The organism is Ahniella affigens (assembly GCF_003015185.1).
Lineage (GTDB): Bacteria > Pseudomonadota > Gammaproteobacteria > Xanthomonadales > Ahniellaceae > Ahniella > Ahniella affigens.
This window is the reverse complement of the sequence record NZ_CP027860.1, coordinates 3,496,387-3,522,710: the sequence shown is the minus strand read 5'-3', so window position 1 is coordinate 3,522,710 and position 26,324 is coordinate 3,496,387. Positions and strand designations below refer to the sequence as shown.

General features: G+C 60.1%; 16 protein-coding genes. 10 read left to right on the top strand and 6 right to left on the bottom strand.

Annotated features, from left to right (window positions below; genetic code table 11):
* Nucleotides 1-142: 142 nt before the first annotated feature.
* Both C7S18_RS13630 and C7S18_RS13625 read right to left on the bottom strand, forming a co-directional pair.
* Nucleotides 143-2,179: an ATP-binding protein gene (locus tag C7S18_RS13630; RefSeq protein WP_106892087.1), complete on the bottom strand. Its 2,037-nt coding sequence runs from the start codon at nt 2,177-2,179 to the stop codon at nt 143-145.
* The gene (locus C7S18_RS13625; protein ID WP_106892086.1) at nt 2,179-2,943 is read right to left on the bottom strand and encodes a response regulator; all 765 of its coding nucleotides are present in this window, start codon (nt 2,941-2,943) and stop codon (nt 2,179-2,181) included. Before C7S18_RS13625 ends, C7S18_RS13630 begins: the two co-directional genes overlap by 1 nt.
* A 233-nt stretch (nt 2,944-3,176) precedes the next feature.
* Between C7S18_RS13625 and C7S18_RS13620 the strand changes: the two genes are divergently transcribed.
* The gene (locus C7S18_RS13620; protein WP_146151918.1) at nt 3,177-3,524 is read left to right on the top strand and encodes a hypothetical protein; all 348 of its coding nucleotides are present in this window, start codon (nt 3,177-3,179) and stop codon (nt 3,522-3,524) included.
* 138 nt (nt 3,525-3,662) lie between these two features.
* On the opposite strand, the gene C7S18_RS13615 is transcribed toward C7S18_RS13620, so the two are convergent.
* The gene (locus C7S18_RS13615; protein ID WP_106892084.1) at nt 3,663-4,784 is read right to left on the bottom strand and encodes an HD-GYP domain-containing protein; all 1,122 of its coding nucleotides are present in this window, start codon (nt 4,782-4,784) and stop codon (nt 3,663-3,665) included.
* A 535-nt stretch (nt 4,785-5,319) separates the two neighbouring features.
* Complete coding sequence (locus tag C7S18_RS13610) at nt 5,320-7,533, bottom strand: TonB-dependent hemoglobin/transferrin/lactoferrin family receptor (RefSeq protein ID WP_170113265.1); 2,214 nt, start codon at nt 7,531-7,533, stop codon at nt 5,320-5,322.
* A gap of 193 nt (nt 7,534-7,726) precedes the next feature.
* Here C7S18_RS13610 and C7S18_RS13605 point away from each other — a divergent pair, with 193 nt between their 5' ends.
* The 4 genes from C7S18_RS13605 (at nt 7,727) to dnaG (ending at nt 16,229) form a co-directional block, all read left to right on the top strand.
* On the top strand, nt 7,727-9,826 hold the full coding sequence (locus C7S18_RS13605) for a cytochrome D1 domain-containing protein (protein ID WP_276309410.1): 2,100 nt from the start codon (nt 7,727-7,729) through the stop codon (nt 9,824-9,826).
* A 10-nt stretch (nt 9,827-9,836) separates the two neighbouring features.
* Entirely contained in the window at nt 9,837-11,060 is a 1,224-nt protein-coding gene (locus C7S18_RS13600; RefSeq protein ID WP_106892082.1) for an alginate export family protein, read from the top strand.
* Nucleotides 11,061-11,707: 647 nt separating this feature from the next.
* The gene (locus tag C7S18_RS13595) at nt 11,708-14,335 is read left to right on the top strand and encodes a WD40/YVTN/BNR-like repeat-containing protein (protein ID WP_106892081.1); all 2,628 of its coding nucleotides are present in this window, start codon (nt 11,708-11,710) and stop codon (nt 14,333-14,335) included.
* Nucleotides 14,336-14,411: 76 nt separating this feature from the next.
* Nucleotides 14,412-16,229 carry a DNA primase gene (gene dnaG, locus C7S18_RS13590; RefSeq protein WP_106894028.1) on the top strand — a complete coding sequence of 606 codons (1,818 nt, stop codon included), beginning with the start codon at nt 14,412-14,414 and terminating at the stop codon, nt 16,227-16,229.
* A 1,006-nt stretch (nt 16,230-17,235) separates the two neighbouring features.
* Here the strand turns inward: dnaG and C7S18_RS13580 are convergent.
* On the bottom strand, nt 17,236-19,524 hold the full coding sequence (locus C7S18_RS13580; RefSeq protein ID WP_106892079.1) for a TonB-dependent receptor plug domain-containing protein: 2,289 nt from the start codon (nt 19,522-19,524) through the stop codon (nt 17,236-17,238).
* A 171-nt stretch (nt 19,525-19,695) separates the two neighbouring features.
* Between C7S18_RS13580 and C7S18_RS13575 the strand changes: the two genes are divergently transcribed.
* Nucleotides 19,696-20,970 (top strand): alkaline phosphatase, encoded by a 1,275-nt coding sequence (locus tag C7S18_RS13575; RefSeq protein ID WP_106892078.1) that lies wholly within the window; start codon nt 19,696-19,698, stop codon nt 20,968-20,970.
* Between the two features lie 59 nt (nt 20,971-21,029).
* On the opposite strand, the gene C7S18_RS13570 is transcribed toward C7S18_RS13575, so the two are convergent.
* Nucleotides 21,030-21,461: a hypothetical protein gene (locus tag C7S18_RS13570; protein WP_106892077.1), complete on the bottom strand. Its 432-nt coding sequence runs from the start codon at nt 21,459-21,461 to the stop codon at nt 21,030-21,032.
* A 400-nt stretch (nt 21,462-21,861) separates the two neighbouring features.
* Here C7S18_RS13570 and C7S18_RS13565 point away from each other — a divergent pair, with 400 nt between their 5' ends.
* From C7S18_RS13565 to moaB, 4 genes are all read left to right on the top strand, one after another.
* The gene (locus tag C7S18_RS13565; protein WP_106892076.1) at nt 21,862-22,716 is read left to right on the top strand and encodes an ABC transporter ATP-binding protein; all 855 of its coding nucleotides are present in this window, start codon (nt 21,862-21,864) and stop codon (nt 22,714-22,716) included.
* 56 nt (nt 22,717-22,772) lie between these two features.
* On the top strand, nt 22,773-24,365 hold the full coding sequence (locus tag C7S18_RS13560) for a hypothetical protein (protein ID WP_146151917.1): 1,593 nt from the start codon (nt 22,773-22,775) through the stop codon (nt 24,363-24,365).
* Nucleotides 24,366-24,493: 128 nt separating this feature from the next.
* Entirely contained in the window at nt 24,494-25,774 is a 1,281-nt protein-coding gene (gene serS, locus C7S18_RS13555) for a serine--tRNA ligase (protein ID WP_106892074.1), read from the top strand.
* 49 nt (nt 25,775-25,823) lie between these two features.
* Nucleotides 25,824-26,324 (top strand): molybdenum cofactor biosynthesis protein B, encoded by a 501-nt coding sequence (gene moaB / locus C7S18_RS13550; RefSeq protein WP_106892073.1) that lies wholly within the window; start codon nt 25,824-25,826, stop codon nt 26,322-26,324.

Sequence of the window (26,324 nt, the reverse complement as noted above, 5' to 3'; positions counted from 1 at the left end):
CTCAGAGCATCCCTTGCTACTGATTGCCTCGCAGGCTCGCGACGCGCCTGATTGTTCTGACGCCGGGTTTGCAGTCATGAAGCAGCGTGCCTGGTCCGACCGGCTGCCTATTGACCGTCGTTGACTTGGTTCAAACTTGGGTTCAATTCTTGTCGGATTTGAGCTTTCGCCGAAGCAACATGGCAAGCTGCTCTCGTCGGTACGGCTTCCGCAAGAACTCGAATTGACCGGACGGGACGCCAAGCTGTTGCAACGTCTGATGCTCATAGCCGGACGTCAGCAACACAGGCAGCCGCGGTTTCAGAGTCTCAAGCGCTTGGGCGAGTTCTACGCCGCTCATCCCGCTACCCAGCACGACATCAGAGAGCACCACCGCAATGTCGTCTTGCTCAGCAATCATCTCCAGTGCCTGCTCGGCGGTCGAGGCGGCATTCACCACATAACCAAGCGACCTTAAAAACGTGATCGTGATCGCCCGGACGTCCTGATCGTCTTCCACAACCAGGATTCGCTCAGTGCCGAGCAACGGATCAACTGGCTCACTGACGACGAGGTCGGCTACGGTCTGTCCTTTAGCCGCATCGGGCTGCAGGGGCAGGAGCATCTCAATCCGCGTGCCTTGACCGACTTGACTCTCGACGTGCACATGGCCGCCGCTCTGTCGGACAAAGCCGTAGACCATGCTGAGGCCGAGGCCGTTGCCCTTGCCCGGGCCCTTGGTCGTAAAGAACGGCTCGAAAATGTGCTCGAGTATCTCGGGCTTCATGCCAATGCCTGTGTCGGTCACTGCCAGAGTCAGGAACCGGCCCGGTGCTACCTCAAAATGGCTGGCGTCCTCGGCCTCCAGGTCGAGCATGCGTGCCTTGATCAGAATCTGGCCCCCACGGGGCATCGCGTCGCGTGCATTCAGAGCGAGATTCAGCAGCGCTGATTCGAGTTGCGCGCGATCGGCAAAAAGAGGCGGCAAATCGGCGCTGGCATCGACATTGATCTGGACGGTCTCGCCCAGAGTACGACCGAGCAGGGCCCCCATCTCTCGCAGCATGGCCTCTGTGTCAATCCATTGCGGGCTCAAGTGTTGGCGCCTTGCGAAGGCGAGCAGCTTGGCCGTGAGTTGCGCGGCGCTGTCGACTGCGCGATGCGCCCCGCGTACCATCTCCTGGACGTTCTCCTGATCCGGGCAAGAGATCTCGATCAGCTGCAGATTGCCCGAAACCACCGTCAGGAGATTGTTGAAATCATGGGCGATACCGCCGGTCAGCTGGCCGATCGCATCCAGTCGCTGTGAATGCGCAAGTTGCTCCTCGGTGTGCCGCCGTTGGATCAGCGCTGACAGCAGGTTGGCGACGGAGCCCAAAAAGAAGCGGCTGTCCTGGTCGAAACTGTGTGCTTGCTTGGACAACGCGATCAGCGCCTCCCGCCGGCCATCCCGGTCGGCCAACGGCACAAACAGGGCACTGCGGAATCCGGAATCACGCAACGTGCGCTGTTCGAACTCGACGGTACTGGCGGTGAGATCATCGAGCGTCAATGACTCGCCCGTTGTGATGACATGGCCGAACGGATTGCCAATATCGAGTGACCAATCCAGATTGGAAGTCGGGATATGGTCGAGCCCGCAAGAAGCGCGCATGTGCACGCGATTCCGGTCGGAACGCGATGACGCGATGGCGACCGCATCAATTTGCAGGGCTTCGGCGATGTCGCGCGGCAGTTGGGTCAAGACGGAATCGACGTCGGTCGAATTCACCGCCAGCTCACCGACACGCGCCACCAGGCGATCGTGTCTGGCCCGCAGCAAGGCTTGGCGAACGCGCTGCGATTCCGAGATATCGCGAATCGAAGCGAGATACCGCGGGCCGTCTTCGGTCTCCAATGCGCTCAAAGCAATTTCGACCGGGAACTCGCTGCCATCTTTGCGACGGCCAACCAGTGCCTGGCCACGCGTCCCCATCGGGCGCACGCGCGGACGTTCCATGTAATCCGCCCGATGCAGGCTGTGGCGCCCTCGAACGCTGTCCGGCACCAGCGCGTCGACCGTTTCCCCTACCAAATCTCGATGGCTGTAACCAAACAAGTCGGAGGCATGCGTGTTGGCATGCACGATGACGCCGCGGCGATCAACCAGGATCACGGCATCCGGCACCACCTCAAACAGCTGGTCGAAGAGCGCAGACATCAGCGCTTGGCAACCGAGGCGGTCAGTACGTAGCCGACACTGCGAACCGACTTGATCAACTTGGGCCGAGTCGGATCCGACTCGATCTTCTGCCGCAAGCGGCTGATCTGGACATCGATCGCCCGATCAAATGGTCCGGGTTCCCGGCCGTGCAGCCGAAGCATCAGATGTTCGCGCGAAAGCACGCGGTTCGGGCTCTCCAACAGCGTCAATAGCAGATCGAATTCCCCGGTCGTGAGCTCGACCGTCTTGCCATCAGGAGCCGTCAACTGACGCAAATGTACATCGAGCAGCCAGCCATCAAAGTTCAGCGTCTCGCGCTGGTTCGAGTTGGCATCAACATCGACCGTCGCGGGAGTTCGGTTTGCGCGTCTCAATACACTGCGCACACGGGCGAGTAGTTCGCGCAGATCGAACGGCTTGGCGACATAGTCGTCAGCGCCCACTTCGAGACCGATGATGCGCTCAACCGGGTCGCCACGGCCACTGACGATGATGACCGCACCTTGCCAGCGCTCACGCAGATAGCGCGTCAGACTCAATCCGTCTTCGCCGGGCAAGCCAATGTCCAGCAAGATCAGATCGACCGGCTCGCGATCCAGTACAGCACGAGCACCCGCTGCGGTGCCAACCGTGCTGACACGAAAACCATGAGATACCAGATACTGACGCAGCAGATCGCGAATGCCAGCCTCATCATCAACCACCAGCACATTCGGTGCTGTATCGGCATCGGTAGACCTGGAGTCTGTGTCATCACTCATTTAAAGCGCACCCTCAAGGTTCTGACTGCGGATCAAACCAACGAACCGTTGAAAACTTCTGAATCCATTCAAGTCGGTTTGGACCCAACATTAATCACGAAATGCCTGATGTGCCTGCCATGCAATGTGCTCGGCCTGTCGCTGTTGTGCCAGAAATAATCTGGTCTGACAAGGCATTTAACGCCGCTTACAGTGCGCGAATGGTGCCGTGAATTCGCATTCCAGCATTGACGATGACCAAGGTGTTGAGTAATTCAATATGTTACTCGGATAATCTCGAACTCGTTTCAACAACTGTTACAAATCTCCTTCGCTATGTGATGTCACTGCATTCGGAGCAATCGCGTTCCATTCGAGGCTGCAAATTCGCAGGAACTTTGGTGCGCGTCGGCAATCGCACGCGCATTGCGCGACTGCGGGAGCCTTCCGAGTCAATTGGCGATGAGTCTGATGGGGTATTACGGATGAGCGGCGACAGCGACTTCAGCGCGCAGATTGAACGTTGCGATAGGTTGCAGGCCGGTGCAGATCAAGCGAACAGCGCGCGCACGGTGCAACGGTCATGTCCGCGCCTGGATTGACATTGCATGCATCGTCTGAAGCGGGCGCGCACGCGATGGACCGTCTTGACCGCCAGGACTGAGACATCCAGTGCAGGTTACCGACATCAAGCGTCAATACTGAGCTTGGGCCCCGCGCACTGAATGGAGCGGTCGAAGTCATCGCGGCATTTGCTCCGGCGTTGGCCAGCGCGTTGCATCTCGAATCTGCTCCGCTTCCTGCCAATGCGCCAGCAACAAATCGACTAGCACGGGGTCGAACTTGCGGCCGCGTTCCCGCACGATGTGACCACGGACCTCGGACTCCGACCAGGCTGGCTTGTAGCAGCGCTCACTGCGCAGCGCATCGTAGACATCGACGATCGCAACGATTCTCGCCGATAGCGGAATCTCGGTCCCACGCACGCCCTTGGGATACCCGCTGCCGTCCCAGTTCTCATGGTGGTTGCCGGCGATGTCCGATGCCAATTGATGCAGTGAGTCACGGGGATGCGCGAGCAGCATCCGACCCGCCTCGGCATGTTCGCGCATTTGTAACCACTCCGAATCGGTGAGCCGTTCGGACTTGCAGAGCAGTTCGAGAGGTACGCAGAGCTTTCCGAGGTCATGCAACGGTGCGGCCAACCGATAAGCCTCCGCCCGCTCATCGGAGAAGCCGTAGGCGCGGGCCATAAACTCGGCCAGCAGGCCAACGCGAAGGACATGGCCGGCTAGGCTTCGCGTCCGCGGTTCGGCAAGGCCGGCCACAGCGCTCAGGACATGCGTTTGCAACGCGACAACTTGGGCGCGTTCGCTCGCTGCGGTGAGGGCTTGAATGGCGAGGTCGGCCGCAATGAACGCCAGTTCCACTTCGCGCGGTGTGAGGTTGCTGGCTGCCATCAGAAAGTAGCGGTACGGTCCGTCGTCGCCGAGCCGAATGCATAGCACCACATGGTCCTCCCGGGCGATGTGCGCGCGCATGTAGGAAGCCTGCAATGCGGTGTCGCGAAATCGGATCAGGCTGTCAATTTGTGGCGCAGTGATCGTGTTGGCATCGAGCCTGCCCAGATGCTGGTCGATCCATTCGGTAACGGGCAAGGCCAACTGCGCATCCGTCAACAGCAGACATAGGCTGTCGGGGTCATTGTTCATGAGTCCTGCCAGCTGCGCAGATAAACTCTCGCACAGTTCGGATTCTCGGCGCGGCAGGTTGGGCCAGGCACTGATCGTCGGGGGATTGCTTGCGGGTTGATATGGGGGTGGTTGCATCATGGCTTTCTCGATACGTGCGGCAACGGTCATGGCTCGACGCTCCGGTTGGCGCGGGTGGCGCGATCAATCGCCATTCGGCAGATCGCGTGACGCGCATGCGGGAAGAAACGGTGAATGATCGACCGGTCGCGAGAATGGGGGACGGTCGTGTCTACTAGTTCGGATTCGTAGCGGTGCGTTCGCATAAGTCTCCAAATGCTTAATCTGGAGTGCATCTTGCGATTTTGCGGTTTTCGCAAAGTTGATATAGGTCAATGGAAGCGCTGATAGCGACCAAGAGCCTGGCAGAGTAGGTCGGAAGTACCGGGTTGCGTCGCTTGCGTACGTGCTTTTTCGACCCCTAAGGAGGGAATGGATCGGTCCATCCTGAATTTTCGGATTCGCGATGAGTCCGGCTCGTGTCCCGACTATTTGCGCGGGGATCAAGCGCTGGTGTGCTTCATTCTGGGCGGGTCATCCATGTCATGGCCCGCATCGCCTTTGAATCTGTTCAGAGGCTCCCCAAAACGAAACAGCGCCCAGTTGGGCGCTGTTTCGGTCGGGCGTTAATTGCGATCGGGGTTGGCTACCAATGCCATGCCAGTTGCAGGCCGTAGGTTCGTCCTGGCTGCGTTGCAAGGTCGATCTCGCGCGCGTTTGCGGCCATTCCTCGCACCGACGACCAAGCCCACCAGCGTCGATCGGTCAGGTTGTTGGCAGACGCATCGACGCGCCACTGCGGCGACAGCTGCCAGCTCCAATAAAGATCCACGAGTCCCGTTCCGGGGGACTCAAAGGCGGCGGTGGCGCTTGGTGCGATGTCATCTTGTCGCGCGATCGCTGTGCCAATGAGCTCCACCCGATGATTCAGATTCGCGCTTTGCCACGTCAATCCGAGGCTGAGCTTGGCGGGGTCGATTGTGTTCAGGCGTTGGTCGCGAACACGGTCCTTGCCTTCGGTGACAGCAAGATTTGCAAACGTAGAGAAGCCTTGCCACGGAAGATCGGCGTTGGCCCGGAGTTCCAGCCCACGTATTCGGGCCTTGGCGCGGTTCTGCGATTGGAATACCAACTGGCCTTCAGCATTCCGGCCGAGATTCACGCGGCTTTCGATCAGGTCCCGGTAGTGACTTTCAAAGAACACAAGTTCCGTGCTGCTGTGCTCACCTGACCATCGAGCGCCCAGTTCCAGGCCGCGGCTATGTTCTGGTCGCAAATCGGGGTTTGGCAGCGCCACATAGTTGAACGCGGGGAGATTGAAGCCGAGGTTCAAGTCACTCGCTGGCGGCGCCCGAAAGCCTTCGGCGTACTGGAGAAAGCCCTGCCACTGATCGCTGGCCTGCCAGATCACACCGAGTTTTCCGGTCAGGGCCGAGTCGCTTAAGTCACTGACCCGCTGGTTGGGATTGTCGGCGTGGTAGAGCGCATCTGGATCAGCATTCACCGCAAACCACTCGTAACGCAGTCCGGGTATCACGGTCCACGCATCCGTGATTTGGAGATCGTCCTGTACGAACAGCGCCGCTTCGCGACTGACCGTTTCCGGAAAGTCTCGGAGCGGAAACACTTCCCCTAGGACGACGTTGGTACTCGCGCCCGTCACCAGATTGGTTTCGGCTCCGTCACGAGCCTCGCGGCCGCGGGCCTCGGAGAGGTCGAGGCCGAACGCCACCGCATGACTGGCAAAGCCCTGGTCCCACTGCCGATCGCCGATCAAGTTGAATGCCAGCATGGACTCATCGAATACAAAACGGCGGTCCCGACGATTGCGCTGAGTGCGCGGTGGTTCGGCCGCACGCCATTGCAGGGTACGTTGGTCCACCTTCGACCGCCCAATCGCCAAGCTGGCATCCAAACTATCGAGACCGAAGCGCGCCGCCGGGAGCGCGAGCGCAGCCCGAATCCGGAGGTCCTGCTCTTCATCGTGTGCCAACATGGCTTCGGTACTCGCGTATTGCGAAGGCCCATGGACAAGTGATTGCACGTCGGTGCTGGTATCGGCAGAACGCACGTCGACGCCGACACTCAAATCGCCGATCGGCAGTCCAAATTGTTGCCATTTCAGTAAGCCGGCCTGTTCGGTGGCGGATTGCGGATTCGCCGGCAATCCGCCAGGTCGCGGATTCGTGTCTCGCTCGGCGCGTGTGCGTTGCACGTAGCCGACGACCCATTCGGATTGTTCAAACCGATCGGCCAGAAAGGCGGATTTGGACCAAGATTGATCACGGCTCAATAGGGTACTTCGAGCCCCGATCCCAAGGCCTTGATCTTTTCCGGACAGTATGTCGTCGGCGCCTACTGTATGGAAGTCAACCACGCCAGCGAGCGCAGAACTGCCATGAATCGTCGAAGCGGGGCCACGCAACAATTCGGTGCGTGACAGCAGTTCGGTATCCACCGCGGCACGGCTGGATCTTGAAAAGCTGCCCACACTGAACGCATCGCGAACCGGAACGCCATCGACACGCATCAGCACGCGGTTGCCGTCGAGACCTCGAATCGAGAAGCCTTGAGCGCCGAATCGGGTCGCATCTTCGACGACATGGACGCCCGGTTCGTAGCGAACCAGGTCCGTAAGATTCTGGACCAGATGACCGGCTTGCTCGGACTGCGTGATCACGCTGACGGTACCGGCGACCTCCGAGAGGCGTTGCTCGCGACGATTGCCGACTGCCACCACGGTCTCCAGGCGGGTTGCCTCAGTCGCCTTCGTCACTGCCACGGGCTCGGTGGTTGCAACCGAATCGGCGGAGATGGCCTGCAGTATTAGACAGACGAGCGGCGACAGGGAAGTGGACATGAGTGTCTCCAACGCAAGGAATGGCGCCATGTTCTGGGCGCTGCTCCGGATTTGCCTTGATCGACATCAAGCAATTCGCGGTTTCGCCTGGGGTGCGAGCAATCTGGCGTCCGCTTGATTTGCGTCAGTTTCAATTCGGTCCGCGGCTCGCACACTGGGCCTCAGCAATCAACCGTCCTGAGAGGAGGACATCATGCGTGCACATCGATCTGCACTGCTGTTCATGAGTGTGTTGGCAAGCGCCGCACTGGCCGCCGAATCCGATACTGTTAACGAACGCTTGCCGAAACAAGGCAATCAGGCGGGCGAAGCGGCCTTCTTGGCAAATTGTGCAGCCTGTCACCAACCTGCGGGCACCGGCTTGCCCGGTGCGTTTCCGCCACTGGCTGGCTCTGACTTTCTGGCCAAGAACGATCGCAATTCGGTGCTTTCGTCGATCTTGAAGGGCATCAATGGGAAGCTCATCGTCAACGGCGTCGAATACAACAACGTGATGCCCGCGATGAGTCATCTGAGCGATGCCGATGTTGCGAACATCGTGACCTATGTCTATCAAAGCTGGGGCAATCCGGGCGGCTCGGTCAAAGCCGCTGAGGTCGGCGCCGCCCGTAAGACCCTGTCCGTGTCGACCGATCCGGCACAAGGCGAGCGGCATCCGGGAACCAAGGAAGCCGAAATGAAGTATCAGGCCGGTGCGTCAACCGTGCCGTCTGAGACAGTCGAAATGGTCGTCAATCCTGATGCGCCGGCGATCAGTCGTCCGGAGTTCAATCGCGCGACGCAGATATTTTTTGAGCGTTGCGCCGGCTGTCATGGCGTGCTGCGCAAAGGTGCGACGGGCAAGCCACTGACGCCTGATATCACGCGCGCCAAGGGTACGCAGTATCTGGAAGCGCTGATCAACTACGGTTCGCCTGCGGGGATGCCGAACTGGGGTACCTCGGGTGAGCTCAGCAAGGAAGAGGTCAATATCATGGCCCGGTTCCTGCAACATGATCCGCCAAACCCGCCCGAATTCGGCATGAAGGAGATGCGCGAAAGCTGGAAGGTGCTGGTGCCGGTCGATCAGCGGCCGACCAAGCCTATGCACAACCGTAACATCGAGAACTTCTTCTCGGTGACGCTTCGCGACGCCGGCAAGGTGGCGATCATTGATGGCGACAAGAAGGAAGTCGTTGCCGTACTGCCGACGGGTTACGCAGTCCATATTTCCCGCATGTCCGATTCGGGGCGCTACGTCTACACCATCGGCCGCGACGCCAAGATCGACTTGATCGATCTGTGGATGAGTCCGCCGCAGATCGTGGCCGAAATCAAAGTAGGCCTGGAAGCGCGCTCGGTGGAGACCAGCAAGTACAAGGGCTATGAAGACCGCTATGCGATTGCTGGGAGTTACTGGCCGCCGCAGTACGTGATCATGGACGGCCCGACGCTGGAACCGATGAGGATCGTATCGACCCGTGGCATGACGGTGGACACCCAGGAGTACCACCCGGAGCCACGTGTCGCCGCCATCGTGGCCAGCCACGAGCACCCGGAATTCATTGTCAACGTCAAGGAAACCGGTCGCATCTTGCTCGTCAACTACTCTGACATCGAAAACCTGCAAGTCACAACGCTGAATGCTGCGCGCTTCCTGCACGATGGCGGTTGGGACTCGACGCATCGCTACTTCCTGACGGCCGCCAATCAGTCGAACAAGATTGCTGTGGTCGATTCGAAGGAACGCAAGATGGTCAATCTGGTGGATGCCGACAAGATCCCGCATCCGGGTCGTGGCGCGAACTTTGTGCATCCGAAGTACGGCCCAGTCTGGGTGACCAGTGCACTCGGCAACGAGAAGATCAGTCTGGTCGGAACGGATCCAGTTAATCATCCCGATCAGGCTTGGAAAGTCGTCGAGGTGCTGAACGGGCAGGGCGGCGGTTCGTTGTTCGTCAAGACGCATCCAAAGAGCAAGCATCTGTATGTTGATACGCCGTTGAATCCTGACGTCAAGTTCAGTCAGACGGTTGCCGTGTTCGACACCGAGCACTTGGACCAAGGCTACAAGGTGCTGCCGATCGCCGAGTGGGCAAAGCTCGGGCCTGGCCCGAAACGCGTCGTCCAACCCGAATACAACCAGGCGGGCGATGAAGTGTGGTTTTCGGTGTGGAGCGGCTCGAAGGAAGAAAGCGCTCTGGTTGTTGTGGATGACAAGACGCTGAAGCTGAAGGCCGTGATCAAGGGCCCGGAAATTGTGACACCGACCGGCAAGTTCAATACGTTCAACACGGTTCACGACGTCTACTGAGGCCCCGATCATGATCCGCAAAACGGCTCTCTGTATTGGCCTGACGCTGGCAATTGCCAGCGTCACCGGTCACGCGCAAACGGCGCCGGTCGCGCCTCCCAGCAATCCCTGGGCATTTTCATTTGGCACCTTCAGCCTGGACTCGCGCGTGCGTTACGAGTCGGTCGATGACGGTGGATTCGCCGAGACATCAGACGCACTCACGTGGCGCAATCGACTGGGTTTTCGAACGCGCGCGTGGCACGGTTTCAGCGCGTTCGTCGAGGTCGAAGACGTACGCGCGTTAGGCGATGATTATCCAACTGCTGCGGCGCCCGGCAACACCCAACCACCGATCAGCGATCCCGAAGGCACCGAGTGGAATCAGGCGTTGATCGCTTACGACAGCGGCAGCGGCGTCAAAGTGCAGCTTGGCCGGCAGCGTTTGCTGTTTGACAACCAGCGGTTTTTTGGCAATGTGGGCTGGCGTCAGAACGAGCAGACCTTTGATGCCGCAGTGGTGAACTGGACCTTGCCGAACAAGGGCGTTCTGGATGTCGTTTGGTTGGATGGCGTGCACCGCATCTTTGGGCATTCGCACCCCAACACCCTGCTTCGTGAGTGGGACCTGCAGGCGCCGCTCATTCACTACACCCAGCCGGTATCGAATGGCAGCGTCAGTGCGTATGCCTACTTTGTCGAGAACGAAACCCAGCCGTTGAGTTCCGCGCGGACAGTCGGCGTCCGCTACAGTGGTAAATGCCCCGCGTTTGCCAGTTGGCAATGGAGTGGCACGGCCGAGTATGCGCGTCAGTCAGACTGGGCTGATGCGGTTGATCGCCCCGACCAGGACTATCGCTTGTTGGAGGCCGGGTTGATCAGCGCGAAAGCGCACTCGTTCAAACTGGGTTGGGAGGTGCTGAGTGGTGATGGCCGCTTCGCGTTTCAGACGCCGTTTGCGACGCTGCATGCATTCAATGGCTGGGCAGACCGCTTCTTGACCACGCCCGCGAACGGACTGGATGACCTCTATTTGTCATGGTCCGGGCCCTGCCACAAACTGACCTGCACCGTGGCCTGGCACCGCTTTGAGAGTGATCGCCTCAACTTGGATCTGGGCAAGGAACTCGACGTCAGTGCCAGCTACGCATTTACTCCCAAGCTGTCAGGGATCGCGAAGTACGCCGTATTTCAGGACGCCGACACGCTGGCCGATGTCAGCAAGTTTTGGCTGGGACTCGAATACAAGCGGTGAGGGGCGTTCGTGCCGATTCTCGCAAGCAGTCAGAGCGCTCATCAAACACGCAAGAGATATTTGCCGTGTGTAGCAAACGTGGTTGTGGGTGGTGTCAATCTTGGTCGCAAGTAACCCCCTCGAAAGCCCTCCCCCGCGATCGCGGGGGAGGGAGCGCTCCCTCTCCCACGCGAGTGGGAGAGGGCTGGGGAGAGGGCTACTTGCCACACTGTGCCGTCGTGAAAATCGCGCATCGTCGCTGACAGTTTGATGCGCGAATAAGCGCACCAAAGGGGCGGCTGGACTCCCACGCGAGTGGGAGAGGGCCGGGGAGAGGGCTACTTGCCATACTGCGACGTCGCAAGAATCGCGCATCGTCGCTGATCGTTTGATGCTCGAATAGGCGCACCAAAGGGGCGGCTGGACTCCCACGCGAGTGGGCGCGGGTCGGGGCGGGTAACTTGCGACACGGTGCCGTTGTGAGAACCCCGCTTTCTCACGCATAGTTTGCTGCGCGCTTAGCCCGCTAGAGGGACGATCGGTCCGCTCAGCAATCGCGGATGACTGTTTGCCGACCCTGTCAACCGTCAAATGGCACCGTTCGCGAGGCCGCACCGATATCTCAGCGCCTGTTAGACTCCCGGGCTGATTCCACCGGGGAGCGGTTCATGCGTGTGCTTCGCAGTTCATTGGTTTTGATCGGTCTTGGGACGGTGCTTGGCGGCTGTGTGAATCAGTCCGCGACACAGGCAAGCCTGCCTTGGTGGCAGATGCCGGCGGCACAACTGAAGAAGACGCCTGGTCCGGGCGATCTACGTGCGGTGCAGATGAGTTATCCGACCGGGCGCTTTGACCCTGCGTGGTTGGTCAGCGCAGCAGAAGAAGTCAATCGGGTGCCAAAGGGCGTTCCGGCTGGCGTAAACCGGTTGCGAACGCCAATCGGACCGTTGGCGCTGAATCCGAGTGCATTCACGGCGGTGGGCCCGATGCCGCTGAATCCTGGGAACAGTGCTGCGGCCGGGCGCACGAACGATATTTTGGTCGATCCGAGCGATACCACGATTGCCTACATCGCATCCGACGGCGGCGGCGTTTGGAAGACGACGAATTGCTGTTCAGCGGCAACGACCTGGACGGTCAAGACCGATTTCCCGGAACTCGCCAGCTCGGCGATTGGCGATCTCGCCATGGATCCGAACGATCCGAACGTGATTTATGCGGGTACCGGTGACCTGCGCTACGGCTCTTTTTCGTTTGGTTCGGCCGGGGTGCTGCGAAGCGCCGACAAGGGCGAAACGTGGACCGTGCTCGGGCTCTCCGTGTTCGGCCCCGCGCTAACGCCTCTGGTGGGCAATTTCCCGCAGTATCAGTCGATCGGCAAGGTTGCGGTGGACCCGAACAACAGCGCGAATCTGATTGTCGGCACCAAGACCGGGCTGTTCGTCTCCAATGATACCGGCGCGACCTGGGCGGGTCCTTGTTACACGAACACCTTCTCAACGCAAAGACAGGACGTGACCGGCCTGCTCGCGATTGACGCAGGCACAACGACCGAGTTGGTGGTTGCCATTGGGACGCGCGGTTCGCCGACTCCCGTGCAGCCCGATCTGGATCGCAATGGGGCCAATGGCGTCTACCGGGCGACGTTGCCGGCAACCGGTTGCCCCGTCATCGGCGACTGGACCCTGCGCAACAACAACTGGCCGGCTGGCACGGGTAATGGCACGACTGCAGGCAGTGCCGTGGGACGCGTCGAGTTGGCCGTGGCGCCGACCAATAATCAGGTGATCTACGCCCTGGTGTCCGATACCAATCTGAATAATGGGGTTCTCGGCGTGTGGAAGTCGACGGACCGCGCCACGACTTGGGCGGCGATTGGCAGTGCATCGGCGTTTGGCGGCTGCGATACCGAAGGCACGCAGATGTGGTACGACTCAGGCTTGACCGTTGATCCGAACAACGAGAACACCGTCTATGCGAGTGCGGTCGACGCATTCAAATCGACGAATGGTGGTGCCGCGTTCAATAACCTGACTTGTGGCTATGTGGGTGGCAACGTCCACGTCGATCATCACTCCCGTGCGTTCGTCGGGACTGATTCGGCTCGACTGCTGCTCGGTAGCGATGGTGGCGTGTGGTATTCGAGCAATGCCACGGCCGGTAGCCCGACCTTCATCCCCATCAACAACACGCTCAACACGATCGAGTTCTACTCGGGCGACATTACGGCGAATTTTGCCAATGCGACCAGCCCCGGTATCAGTGGTGGTGCGCAGGACAACGGCTCGAACACGGCGATTTTGAGTCAGCCAATTTCGGCGACGTCCTGGACCACTCGGCTTGGTGGAGATGGCATCTTCACGCGCATCGATCCGATTGTGCGTACCGGTGGCGGGCAACGCTGGTACTACTCCAGTCAGAACGGCAATATGGTCGTTGCCGTCAATGGTCCTTCCGGTACCTCGTCCGCATCGCCAGCCTGGTCGGGCGATACAAAGAGCTTTGTCGCGCCGTTCGAAATTTATCGCTATGGCGCACTGGATGTGGCGGGAAGCGGCTGCACGACGGCCAACGGTTGTACGCGCCTCATCGCAGGCTCGACGCGCGTCTGGGAAACCATCACCGGTGGTCAGGGCTCGGCGCAGTGGTACGTGAATTCCCCAACGTTGACCAAGAACCCGAGTCCGCTGGGCGCTCGCGGCTTTATCAATCAGCTGACCCATGCCGTACATGATCCGAGCTTTGCAGCGGTTGCAACGAACGACGGCAATGTGCAATGGGGCCGTGGCCTGGGTGTTGGCACTGCGAATACCGCAACGTGGGTGAACCTGACCGACAACAACGCCTTCCTGCCCAATCGCCCGATCATGGACGTCACGTTCCATCCGAGCAATTCCCTGATCGTTTATGCGTCCGTGGGTGGGTTCGACCAGAATACGCCGACGACACCGGGGCATGTCTTTCAGGCCACCTGCACGGCCAACTGCGCCAGCTTTGTGTGGGCCGACAAGACCGGCAACTTGCCGAACATCCCAGTCAACACGATTCTCGCGAATCCGAACTTGCCCAATCAGGTCTTTGTGGGCACCGACTGGGGGCTCTACTTCACCGACGACATCACTGCCGCAACACCCACGTGGCAGCGCCATGAAGGCTTGCCGCACGTGATGGTTTGGGACATGTCGATCGACCGCGGCTTCACCACGCTGGCGGTATTCACGCGTTCACGTGGCGCTTGGGTGTGGCCGCTGCCAGCACCGCCTGGTGATGGTCTGTTCGTCGATAGCTTCGAGTAAGGATGGCGGGCATCTTCGCGGGCCAGGCGGTCTGCGGTGATGGGAATTCGACCGCAAATCGGGGATCATGGGCGCCATGGCCCGGATCCCCGAACAATTCATCGATGAACTGCTGGCGCGCACCGACATTGTCGATGTCGTGGAGTCGCGCGTGCCGCTGCAGCGCGCCGGGCGCGAGTTTCGTGCGCGCTGCCCGTTTCATGATGAGCGCACGCCGTCGTTCTGGGTGAGCCCGACGAAGCAGTTCTACCATTGCTTCGGTTGCGGCGTGCACGGTTCGGCGATCAAGTTTTTGATGGAGTACGACCGCGTCGAGTTTATCGATGCGGTGGAAGATCTGGCTGGGCGCGTTGGTCTGAAGGTCCCATACGAGCAGCGGCCAGGGCGCACGCCAGAGCGGGACTTTGGCGATCTGTACGAGGTGCTGGACGCCGCCGCTCGCTTCTTTCAGCAGCAGTTGCCAAAGAGCGACAAGGCCAAGGCTTACCTCGACAAGCGCCGGATTGATCCCGCCATGGTGGAGCGCTTTCAGATCGGCTACGCACCGGACTCCTGGGACGCGCTGAAGCAAGCGTTGGGCGCGCGTGCGGGCGGTGGCAAGTTGCTGGATCAAGCCGGCCTGTCGTCGAGCAACGACCAAGGGCGGAGCTACGACAAGTTCCGGGATCGGCTGATGTTTCCGATTCAAGACCGACGTAGTCGGGTGATTGCGTTTGGTGGTCGCGTATTGGATCCGGAAGCAAGTCCGAAGTACTTGAACTCACCCGAGACCGCGTTGTTCCAGAAAGGACGCGAGCTCTATGCGCTGAACCAGGTGCGGCTCGCGCACAGCAAGATCTCGCGCCTGATTGTGGTCGAGGGCTACGTTGATGTGATCGCGTTGTTTCAGTTTGGGATCACGCAGGCGGTGGCCACCCTCGGAACGGCGACCACGCGCGATCATGCTGAGCTCTTGTTCCGCAATGCCGCCGATGTCTACTTCTGTTTTGACGGCGATCGCGCGGGTCGAAGCGCCGCCTGGCGCGCGGTTGAGAACGTGCTGCCGCGCATGCGTGATGGTCGGCAGGCACACTTTCTGTTTCTGCCGGATGGTGAAGACCCAGACACGTTGATCCGCAAGGAAGGCGCGCATGGTTTTGAGGAGCGCCTCAAGTCGGCTGCGCCGTTGTCTGAGTTCTTTTTTGCACATCAAGAAGTGGAAACGGATCTCGGTACCGCTGACGGTCGCGCGCGTCTCGCCGAGAAGTGCAAGTCAATGATTGCGGGCATTCCGGAGGGGGCGTTCCGCGACCGGATGCAGGAAATGCTCATCGAAAAGAGCACGATCCGATGGAACTTGCCGAGCAGTCTGGGTGGTGTTCGCGAAAAGGCCGAGTCCATGCTGGACGACCGCGTCGCTGCGATGCGAGCCACCGCGAATCCGCAGGCTGCGGCGCCGGTCGTGCGCAAGCAGTCCGACCGCCATCCCGTGCGGCTGAGTGTAATCCGCTCGGCCATTGCGCTCCTGTTACAGAAGCCGCAACTCGCGTTGGCGATCGAGCCGCCGTATCTGTTTTCTGAGCTGAGACAACCCGGCGTGCGCTTGTTCGTGGAAATGCTGAGTATCGTCCGCGCCCGTCCCGAGATTACCAGTGCCCTGTTGCTCGAAACGCTGTCCGAACGGGAAGAGGGCGAAGCGCTGCGCAAGTTGGCGTTGATGGACTTTCCGGCGGCACCTGAACATTGGCAGGCCGAATTCAACGATGCCCTCTCGAGCCTCGATCGCCAAACGCGACAACAGCGCTTGGCGGATCTCACTAAACGGCAGTCTGAAGTTGGTTGGGTCGGCATGAGCGATGTTGAGAAAATAGAACTCCGCGAACTGCACCGACTGCTTGGGCGGTTGAATGGCTGACCGAGTGCATCCGCACTTTCTCAAGTGGTCGAGACAGATCATTCAAAGATTCCGAGGGCATTGCCGAACGAGAACCGCAAGGCGGTTTCTGGCCTGAAGGCCTTGCGACAACGCGCGGCAGTTTTGTAGCAGCGACTTCAGCCGCGAACAGAGCTTTCCGCAGGCTTGGTTCGGGCCTGAAGGCCCTCCTACAAGTGGTCGGCAATCAAGCGGTCGGCAATCTTGCGGCGAGATGGGTCTGGAGCGAGGGTTTTTGTGGGAGCGGCTTCAGCCGCGAACAGGGCTTTCCGCAAGCTTGGTTCGGGCCTGAAGGCCTTCCTACAAGCGGTCGGCAATCTTGCGGCGAGATGGGTCTGGAGCGAGGGTTTTTGTGGGAGCGGCTTCAGCCGCGAACGGGGCTTTCCGCTTCAGCCGCGAACAGGGCTTTCCGCAAGCTTGGTTCGGGCCTGAAGGCCCTCCTACAAGCGGTCGGCAATCTTGCGGCGAGATGGGTCTGGAGCGGCCGTTTTTGTAGGAGCGGCTTCGGCCGCGAACAGGGCTTCCCGCGAGCTTGGTTCGGGCCTGAAGGCCCTCCTACAAGTGGTCGGCAATCAAGCGGTCGGCAATCTTGCGGCGAGATGGGTCTGGAGCGAGGGTTTTTGTGGGAGCGGCTTCAGCCGCGAACAGAGCTTCCCGCAAGCTTGGTTCGGGCCTGAAGGCCCTCCTACAAGTGGTCGGCAATCAAGTGGTCGGCAATCAAGTGGTCGGCAATCTTGCGGCGAGATGGGTCTGGAGCGGCCGTTCTTGTAGGAGCGGCTTCAGCCGCGAATCAATCTCGCCAAGAGATGATCGATCGGTGCGATCGTGCCAAGGTCTCTTAGTTCGCTGCGGACAATGCCAAGCTGCGAAATCTTTTGCACGAAAGAACCTGGCCGAGGCGCAAACGCTCGGAGTTTTGACGCAGTGAAATGCATCCTCTTGAAGGCAGGCGCTGCCAACCATGGAAGCGCCTGCCTGATGTCACTGATCACTCAAACGCGTATCGGAACATCAACTGATACACCCGACCAGCAGTCTCCGTTTCCAATTCGTACTCGTCGTAGTCGCGGTCGATCTGATCTGCGATCGTGTTGAACTTGTCGAAGATCTCGTCTTTCGACGCATTCAACAGATTGGAGCCGGTCAAACGAACGGTCCATTGCTTGCCGATGCGCTTTTCGATGAACGCCTCCAGATCGCCGTCGTACGAGGTTTTCACTTCTTCCGACACCAGACGGCTGAACGCATCGCCTTGCTTGCGATAGCTCAGACCGAACGACGCCGCCGGGCCTGGCAGCTCCTGGATGAAGCCGACGTTGTAGACGTAGTTCGATTGGCTGTTGAAACGACGCTCACCGATGAAGTCGTTTATCTTGCTATCCAACCACGAATAGTTGAAGAACACGCCCGTCTCGTCCAGGCCGAACGCGGAAAGCGGCGTCGAGAGGTCCAGTTCCGCACCCCACACTTCGCCGTCGCCGGTGTTGCGCGGCTGCAGCACAAAGCTGCCTGGGCCATCATCTCCTTCGACGCCTGTGTTGGCGATCTCAATCAGGTCCTTGATATCGCGATAGAAGAAGTTGATGCCGACCACACCATACTTGCCGAGACGGTTCTCGAAACCAAGATCCAGACCCCACGCGGTTTCCGGATCGAGGTCCGGATTGCCGAGCAAATCGTTGTCACCGAGTTCGCCAACGATCAGCGCAGGCGATATCTGATCGAACCCCGGGCGGCGCTGCGTCCGCGCCACGGAGGCGGTCAAACGCTGTGTCTCGTTCAGGTTGTAGCGCAGGTGTGCGGAAGGCAACAGCACGCCGTATTGCTTGTCCGCAGATTGTTGGCCAGCTTCGGCCGTTGCGTCGTCAATTTCGGTGTCGGTGTGCTGATAGCGAAGTCCGACTTCCCACTCCAACGAATCGGCTTCGCCGTCCAAGCGCACGAACGGCTCCAAGCGGCGCTCGTTGATCTCGTTGTCACCGCCAGCGACTGGCAGGAACGGACCGTAGGCGCCCGGAATGGTGGGGCGAGCGCCGGGGGCATTGGGAATCGTGATGCGGTTCCGGTCGGTCGTGATCAGTGTATCGCGCTGCTTCTCCGTCACATCCAGGCCAAACTTCAGTTCACCGCTGCCGACATGGCGCTCATGGCGCAGCTCAGCGTTCAACTCACGATCGTCGATGTCGGTAAAGATCTGGTCGCCCGTAAAGCGATCGTCCTCCGGGAACGGGTTGCTGTCGCGCAGGTATTCGTATTCTTCCTCGAATTCGAACTGGTCGTCGGTCAATCCGGCATAGTTGACGCGAATCCGAGTCTCACCATCAGCCATCGGGAACTCGTACTCCGCGCCCACGAACCAGTTGTCAGTTTGAATGTCGAGGTCATTATCGTTGACCACACTGAGGTTCGCGTTGGTCTCGATGCCTTCCACGTACTCAAGCGAGTCCTCATCCTGCAGACGGTCGGTGCGCACAAAGAAGGCGGACAGGGCGAGATTGCCGTCGCCAACCGCGCGGCTGTAATCGGCATTGAACGAGTAGTCCTCGCCGCTCCGAACGTCGGTCTGCACTTCGGTATTGTCGAGTTCGCCATTTGGCTCAGCAAATCGTTGGCTGAACTTCTCCTTCGGGTTCCGACGGCCTTGGGCGTTCGCGCCGAGCAGCAGGTTGCCGCCGGCTGCTTCACCACCCCACACAACACTCAGGCTGGGTTCGATCTCGTCGTCATTGAAATGCAAGCCGCCCGCGCGGATGTAGCCGCCGTCCAACGAATAGCCATCGCGCAGCACAATGTTCAGCGAGCCGGCAATCGCATCGCCACTGCGGTCAGCACTCGACGAGCGGACAATCTCGATGCGCTCCACGAGCTCAGCGGGGATGCGGTCGACGAAGAAGCTGCGGTCGAACCCGGCGCCCGGAACGCGCTTGCCGTTGATCAGAATTTGGGTATACCCCGAGTCAAGGCCGCGCAAGCGCACACCGTCGTATTCGAGCACATCGGACAGAAACGCGACGCTCGGGACGCGCTTCAGCATGTCGCCAACGGTCAAGGGCTCGAAGCGCTGAAAGTACGCGAGGTCGTAGACCAATGTGGCCGGTTCTTCGGTGCGGTCGCGATACGTGATTTCGCCCGTCACCACCACCGGCGCCAGCTTTTCGGCTTGGTCGGCATCGGCATTCCCCGAACCTGCAGACATTGCCGCTCCGGTGGATTGGGCCGACACCAGGCCATTGGCAATAATGAGGCTCAGGGCGAGCGCAAGCGGTTTGCTCTTCATGAAGGGCTCCAAAGGGGAAGCTCGGGATTGCAGCCGTTTCAGATGACGCTCTCATGAAGGTCTGGCGGCAGCTTGGTGACAGGCGGCGATCGCCCGAGGTGGCGACCTGCAAGCTGTCACGTCGATGTCATCGGGTGCGGGTAGCGTCGCCGGTTTTCGACTGGAGATCCCATGCGTTCAGCCTTGTTGTGCTTTGCCTTAGCGTCCGCCGTTGTGCCGACGCTTGCCTTCGCGAAAGCACCTGCCGCCAGCGCCATGTTTCTGCACCCAGATGGCATGGGCGCGAATACGTGGAACGTGCTTCGTATGAAAGAGGTTGGGCCCGATGGCCGCCTCGCTTGGGATGCACTGCCGGCTTTGGCCATCTATGTTGGCCCAGTGGATGACTCCGTCAATGCCTCATCCAATGCTGGTGCGACGACACACGCTTACGGCGTGCGGACCCATCTGGAGAGCTTCGGTTTGGATCGCGCTGGTGACGTTCCAAAGAACGCTGAAGGGCAGCGTCTGTCCATCGCGCGCCAAGCCATGCAGGCAGGTCGGAAACTCGTGTTGATCAACTCGTCCAGCATTACCGAGCCTGGCACCGCTGCGTTTCTCGCGAGCATCAAAGATCGCGACGATGAGGCGGGCATCGCCGCGCAGCTACTCGCTGCCGGTCCCGACATCATGCTGGGTGGTGGTGAACAGTTCTTTCTGCCGGCGGGCAAGCAAGGTCGCCACGGTGCAGGACTGCGGCAGGATGGTCGCGATCTGGTGAAGGAGGCCGAGGCAGCCGGCTATGTGGTCGTGTTCACCCGTGAGGAGCTGGCAGCATTGCCGCGGGATGCCAAAAAGGTGCTGGGTTTGTTCGCCGCTGAAGCGACGTTCAACGAACTGAGTGAGGCCAAGATGCGGAAGCAGAAGCTCACACCCTTCCAGCCGCAGGCACCGCGCTTCGATGACATGCTGGCATTTGCACTTGATCGCGTGCGCGACGCGGAGCAAGGCTATCTGATCGTCGGCAACGAGGAGGGTACCGACAATCTCTCCGGCGAAAACAACGTGCCCGCAACACTTGAGGCGGCTGCTGGCGCTGATCGCGCCATTCGCCTCGCGCTGAACGAACACGCCAAAAACCCAGCCTTGACGGTAGTGGTGTGTTCCGACTCCGACAATGGTGGCATGAACGCAACGAGCGATGATCTGGATGAGCTGCCGCGGCCGCTACCGAAGCGCTCTGAGAACGGTTCGTTGTTGAGTAGTGATCAGGGGCAACCCTACCTCAGTGCGGCCGATGCCCGAGGCAAGCGGATTCCGTTCTATGTGGTCTGGGCTTCGAACAGTGACATGGCGGGTGGCACGGTAGCGCGCGGAATTGGTCCGGGTGCTAGCGTGATTCACGGGACGATTGATTCAACGACGATCTACCAGGCCTTGCGCCTGGGCTTGTTCCCGCAACCGTGAGCCACACGCACATGCAGGCTGTCGCGCAGACAGCCTGCATGCCTCAGCAACAGCCGTCCTTACTGTCGGCTGATGACGAACTTGCCAAACGCCACACCGACATCCCAGCCCTTGCCCGTGCCGGCAATGGCGAGGTTCACATCGCCCTTGGTCATGACCGCAGCATTGCTCGACTTCGCCGCACCTGCGTGCGCGCCGCCTTCGACATAGGTGCCAAAGATCTCGTTAATGTTGGTGATGCCCGAGAACTCGCCTTTGCCGTTGTTGATGGTGCTCTTGCCAAACGTGATGCCGCCGCCTTTGGTCTTGATCTTGACCTTGGCACTCTGGCCGTTCGTACACGTGACCGTGCCCGTACCACTCGCAGTCTTGTAGAAGGCCGACCAGCCCTTGAGCGTGAAATGCATGTTGCAGTCTGCTTCGGCGCGCACGGCAGTGGTGACGATCAACGACAGCAGCAAAACGGCTGCTTGGCTTGCTAACTTGTTCATGGCTTTCTCCTGTTGTTGCTTAAGGATTCGGCGGTCTCTGGCCGTATCGGTGCGTAGTTCTGCAACGTCCCGGCAGTTGTTCGACCGGCCGGACATAGGTGCGGTTCCCGCCAATTGAGCGGATGCTGAATACACATTCAGCAACCCAGATCCATTGGCGTATTCATCCCTGACAGTCTGCCACGAAACAGGTGATGGGCGTGTGTCGTCGGCCACATTCTGGCGCAGGCGTACCCTCCGCGCCTGTCACGTCTTCTCTAAGATTGAACGCTGCCGCTACTCCGAGTTCAAAGGTCGCCCAAACGCGTCGATCATGGTCCCGGAACAGTTGGTCGGCAGTATGCTTGCGAAAATTGCCGCCAGCACGTCGGGGGCATCGACCATGAGGTGATCAAGAGCTATGTCGCAGCCGTTGCTGGAAGCACAGGGAATCAGAAAATCCTATGATGGCAAGCCCGTTCTGGATGGCTTGGACCTTTGCATCATGCCGGGAGCACTAGTCGGGCTGATCGGCCGAAATGGCGCTGGCAAATCGACACTTCTGAACCTCGCTGCTGGATTGCTGGTACCTGATGCCGGCAGCATTCGACTTCAGGGCATGCCGCCGTCGGAAGCGACCGATGCGGTGCTCGCTGAACTGGCGTATGTTGGCCAGAACAAGTTCACGCTGAGCGACCTGAGCGCACAGCACTACCTGGACTTTGTCGGCAGCTACTATCCGAACTATCGACCGGACGTGGCCCAATCGATGTTGAAGCGATTCGAGGTTCCCGGCAATCGGGCGATGCTTAGTCTATCGCCTGGCGTGCGGCAACGGATCGAAATTGTCCGGGCTTTGTCCGTCCAGCCGAAGTTGATGTTGCTGGACGAGCCACTGTCTTCGGTCGACCCCGTCGGACGTCGCCAGATCATCTCCGAAGTGCTCAGCTTTGCGCAGTCGCACGGTGCGGCGGTGCTCCTGACCACGCATCTGCTCAACGACATCGAACGTGCGTCGGCCGAGGTGGCTGTGTTGCATCGCGGCCGGATCATCGCTCGCGATCCGGTTCGTGAATTGAAGGCCCGGTTCATCAGGCTCGAGAGCAGCGCGGCGGAGCGGCCACCGTTCCTCGTGCATGCGCAGTTTGTTCACCCAACGCCAGAAGGCGGCTGGGTTGCATTGCTGCGCAGAAAGGATCTACCGCTCAACTTGCCAGAGTCCATCCGACCGTTAGAGCCGGTGCTAGAAGAGCTGTTTTTGGACACGTTGCCGTGAGCAGCACAGGCTTGGGATCCGTTCCATTCAGAGCGCGCTGGCAGAGCGCCAAGTGCTTGTTGCGAGCCCGCTACTGGGTGCACATTCTGGTCGTTCTGGCGTACCTGACAAACGTATCCCTGTTTCTGATGGGGGTCGGCCGCAACGGGTCATCTGGTGCAGCGGCCTTTGTACTGATGGGGCCGGCCGCAGCGATCATCATCGCCGTCATGCGCGGGCGTCTCTTTGCGGTCGCGCCCATCATCCAAGCGTTGCGCCTGCCGAATGCAGCGACCTTGTTGCCCCGAACCGCGGTCGCACTGGCGGTGCTTGCTTTGGCGCCGCCGATATTTTGTTCCTGGTACTTTGGCATCAATGGGCTACTGCTGGTGGCGTTGGCGCTGGCGACCATTGCACTCGGTCTCAACTTCGTTCTCGTGTTCGTCGTGAGTCTCTTAGTTCGTGCGCTGATCTGGCTGCTCGAATATCTGGTTCCGGATCTCGGATCGCGGTTGTTCGATGGCCTGGCCGTGACAGGCAATGTCGGTCTTCTGGCAATAGCGATCCTGCTGATTGCCTACGCTTGGCGGCGCGACAGCAAGCAATGGCGGCAGTTGCTCCGACCCGAGCCCTCGGTCTTTCAGATTGCCCATCTGGATCTTGGGTCTGGCGTGGTCCAGGATATCGCGCCCGAAGCGCTCGCGGCAGACACCGCGGACCAGGCAGTCGCGTACAACAGAGCTGCCAACCGACGCGACGAGTTCGATGACGAACAGGACGTCGAACAGGACGTCGATTTGGACGCCGAATCGAAGGACAAAGGGATCGACGACTCTGAGTTGACTGACGACGCCCCGGACATTCATGCCAGTCTGGCTGCCGAGGCACTGGCCCGGGTGACCCAATCAACAAGCCCTGGGCATGCGTTGTTGACGCTGACGCTGGGCCAGGCGCCCGGTTGGCCGACAAAGTCGATCCTGTTGGTGGCCGTCGGCGCCGCGCTCGTACAGTTCATTGTTGGTTACCAAAAGGGCGCAGCCTATCTGCCGCCCGCTGCGATCGTGTTGATCGTGCTCTACACGATGATCCCGATGGCGCATGCGTATCGGTTGATCAACCGGCTGGTCGGCGGCCATCCCCGACGCGTACTGGACTTCAGTGGCAATGCAGGCGCATCGCGACATCGGTCGCTCTGGTGGGTCGATCAGGCTGCCTCAAGCGATACGCTGATCCTGCTGCCCGGATTTCCGCGCGGTGCTGAACTTCGTAGTGCCCTGATGCGGCAAACGCTGGCCTGGTCGCTACATTCAACGGTGCTGATGGCCGCGGCATTGCTAGCGGTGCTGCTGGTAGCGATGTATCAGATCGGAATCGACGATCCGGTCCTGCTCATGCACCCGCGGACTTGGCTGGTGCTGTTGGTCTTGGTCGGGGTCGCGAATCTGGCCAGCGTCTGTATGGTGCTGGTCTGGTTTGCGCATCGCTGGTTGGAACGAACGCTCGTTGTCGGCGCGCTCGTCCTGACCGTTGGGCTCGCGACCTTGCCGATTGGGGTGCTGACCGGTGTCAACTGGATTTCGGGCTGGTTGTTGCCACCACTGTTGGCGGGCATCTGGCTGCTGTACTTGCTGCCATCCCGGACGCAGCGTTTGCTGCCCAGGGGCCGTTAGCGTGATCCCCGCCTGCCGGGCCTTGTTCGACCGGTCCGGCCCGGCGGTCACCTCCGACCCATGCACGAATTGCCAGAAATAGCCCCAAGCCGCGATAATGGTGGATTCCTGCTTGTCTGGTGCCGATCATGCTTGATGCTGTCCTCTTTCGTGGCCGATTGGCCGAAACCGCTGCCGTGCTGAAGGAAAAACGCGGCTTTGATCTGGATGTGGCCGCGTTTGAGGCGCTGGAGTCCGAGCGCAAACAGGTGCAGGCACGCACGCAAGAACTGCAGAACTTGCGCAATACGCGCTCCAAGGCGATTGGCGCGGCGAAGGGCAAGGGCGAGGACGTGTCGGCGTTGATGGCCGAAGTGGCTGGTATTGGCGATGAGCTCAAAGCGGGCGAGGCCAAACTCGAAGACTTGCTGAAGCGCTGGAACGATCTCGCGGCCCGTGTTCCGAACATCCCGCATGACTCGGTGCCGCTTGGTGGCAACGAGCACGCGAATGTCGAGCAGCATCGCTGGGGTACGCCGCGGTCGTTCGATTTTCCGGTCAAGGATCATGTGGATCTGGGCGCGCGCAACGGCTGGCTCGATGGCGAGTCTGCGGCGAAGCTCTCGGGTGCGCGCTTTACGGTGTTGCGTGGCGATCTGGCGCGGCTGCATCGCGCGCTCGCGCAATTCATGCTCGAACTGCACACGTCGGAGCACGGTTACCTCGAAGTCAACGTGCCATTGCTGGTCAATGCCAACGCGATGTACGGCACGGGTCAGCTGCCGAAGTTTGAGGAAGACTTGTTCGTAACCGAGACCGGTGAGCTGCGTCGCTACCTGATTCCCACGTCGGAAGTGTCGCTGACCAACTTGGTCAACGACGTAATCGTCGACGACGCACAGCTGCCAATGCGGATGACCGCCCACTCGATGTGCTTCCGTGCCGAGGCTGGTAGCTACGGTCGTGATGTCCGCGGCATGATTCGTCAGCATCAGTTCGAGAAGGTCGAACTGGTGTCGATTGCGCGCCCGGAAGAAAGCCATGCCGAACATGAGCGCATGACGCGCGCGGCTGAGGTCGTGCTGGAGAAGCTCGGCCTGCCGTATCGGCGCATGTTGCTCTGCTCGGGCGACATGGGCTTTTCGGCGATCAAGACTTTTGATCTTGAAGTCTGGCTCCCATCGCAGAACACGTTCCGCGAGATCTCCTCGTGCTCGAACTGCGATGCGTTCCAGGCCCGGCGCATGCAAGCGCGCTGGCGCAATCCGGCCACCGGCAAGAACGAGCCGGTGCACACGCTGAATGGCTCCGGTGTGGCGGTGGGCCGTGCGCTGATCGCCGTGATGGAGAACTATCAGAATGCCGATGGTTCGATCACGATTCCCGAGGTGCTGCGGCCGTATTTTGGCGGCCGCGATCGGATCGCTTGAGGCATCGCTTCCGGCGTTCGCAGCGTCGAACCCTCTATCAAGGTGAGCCATGAGCCTGTCGATTGCTGTGCTGACGATCTCCGATACCCGAGGGCTGGCTGAAGATCGCTCGGGTGATCTGTTGGTGGCGAAACTGACCGAAGCGGGGCATCGCCTGGCTGATCGCGAGTTGCTGCCGGATGACCGATTTCTGCTGCGCGCGAAGGTGTCGAACTGGCTGATCGATCCGTCGGTTGATGTGATCCTGACGACGGGCGGCACCGGGTTCACCGGTCGCGATACCACGCCTGAAGCGCTGCTGCCGTTGTTCGACAAGGTCATTGAGGGCTTCGGTGAGTTGTTTCGGCAACTCAGTTTTGCCGAGATTGGTGCATCGACGATTCAGTCACGGGCGGTCGCCGGCATCGCGAACGGTCGCATTGTGTTCTGCTTGCCGGGATCGAGTGGTGCCTGCCGCTTGGCCTTCGATCAGATCATCCGGCCACAGCTCGATGCGACCACTAAGCCGTGTAATCTGGCCGTGCTGCGTGAGCGGTTCCTGGAGCGTTGA

What these genes read in the sequence shown, in the direction of transcription:
- C7S18_RS13580 (WP_106892079.1), bottom strand. Translation starts at nt 19,524, where the DNA reads ATGAAGAGCAAACCGCTTGCGCTCGCCCTGAGCCTCATTATTGCCAAT.
- C7S18_RS13575 (WP_106892078.1), top strand. Translation starts at nt 19,696, where the DNA reads ATGCGTTCAGCCTTGTTGTGCTTTGCCTTAGCGTCCGCCGTTGTGCCG.
- C7S18_RS13565 (WP_106892076.1), top strand. Translation starts at nt 21,862, where the DNA reads ATGTCGCAGCCGTTGCTGGAAGCACAGGGAATCAGAAAATCCTATGAT.
- C7S18_RS13595 (WP_106892081.1), top strand. Translation starts at nt 11,708, where the DNA reads ATGCGTGTGCTTCGCAGTTCATTGGTTTTGATCGGTCTTGGGACGGTG.
- C7S18_RS13615 (WP_106892084.1), bottom strand. Translation starts at nt 4,784, where the DNA reads ATGACCGTTGCCGCACGTATCGAGAAAGCCATGATGCAACCACCCCCA.
- C7S18_RS13620 (WP_146151918.1), top strand. Translation starts at nt 3,177, where the DNA reads ATGACCAAGGTGTTGAGTAATTCAATATGTTACTCGGATAATCTCGAA.
- C7S18_RS13605 (WP_276309410.1), top strand. Translation starts at nt 7,727, where the DNA reads ATGCGTGCACATCGATCTGCACTGCTGTTCATGAGTGTGTTGGCAAGC.
- moaB (WP_106892073.1), top strand. Translation starts at nt 25,824, where the DNA reads ATGAGCCTGTCGATTGCTGTGCTGACGATCTCCGATACCCGAGGGCTG.
- C7S18_RS13610 (WP_170113265.1), bottom strand. Translation starts at nt 7,533, where the DNA reads ATGTCCACTTCCCTGTCGCCGCTCGTCTGTCTAATACTGCAGGCCATC.
- C7S18_RS13570 (WP_106892077.1), bottom strand. Translation starts at nt 21,461, where the DNA reads ATGAACAAGTTAGCAAGCCAAGCAGCCGTTTTGCTGCTGTCGTTGATC.
- C7S18_RS13600 (WP_106892082.1), top strand. Translation starts at nt 9,837, where the DNA reads ATGATCCGCAAAACGGCTCTCTGTATTGGCCTGACGCTGGCAATTGCC.
- serS (WP_106892074.1), top strand. Translation starts at nt 24,494, where the DNA reads ATGCTTGATGCTGTCCTCTTTCGTGGCCGATTGGCCGAAACCGCTGCC.
- C7S18_RS13625 (WP_106892086.1), bottom strand. Translation starts at nt 2,943, where the DNA reads ATGAGTGATGACACAGACTCCAGGTCTACCGATGCCGATACAGCACCG.
- C7S18_RS13630 (WP_106892087.1), bottom strand. Translation starts at nt 2,179, where the DNA reads ATGTCTGCGCTCTTCGACCAGCTGTTTGAGGTGGTGCCGGATGCCGTG.
- dnaG (WP_106894028.1), top strand. Translation starts at nt 14,412, where the DNA reads ATGGCCCGGATCCCCGAACAATTCATCGATGAACTGCTGGCGCGCACC.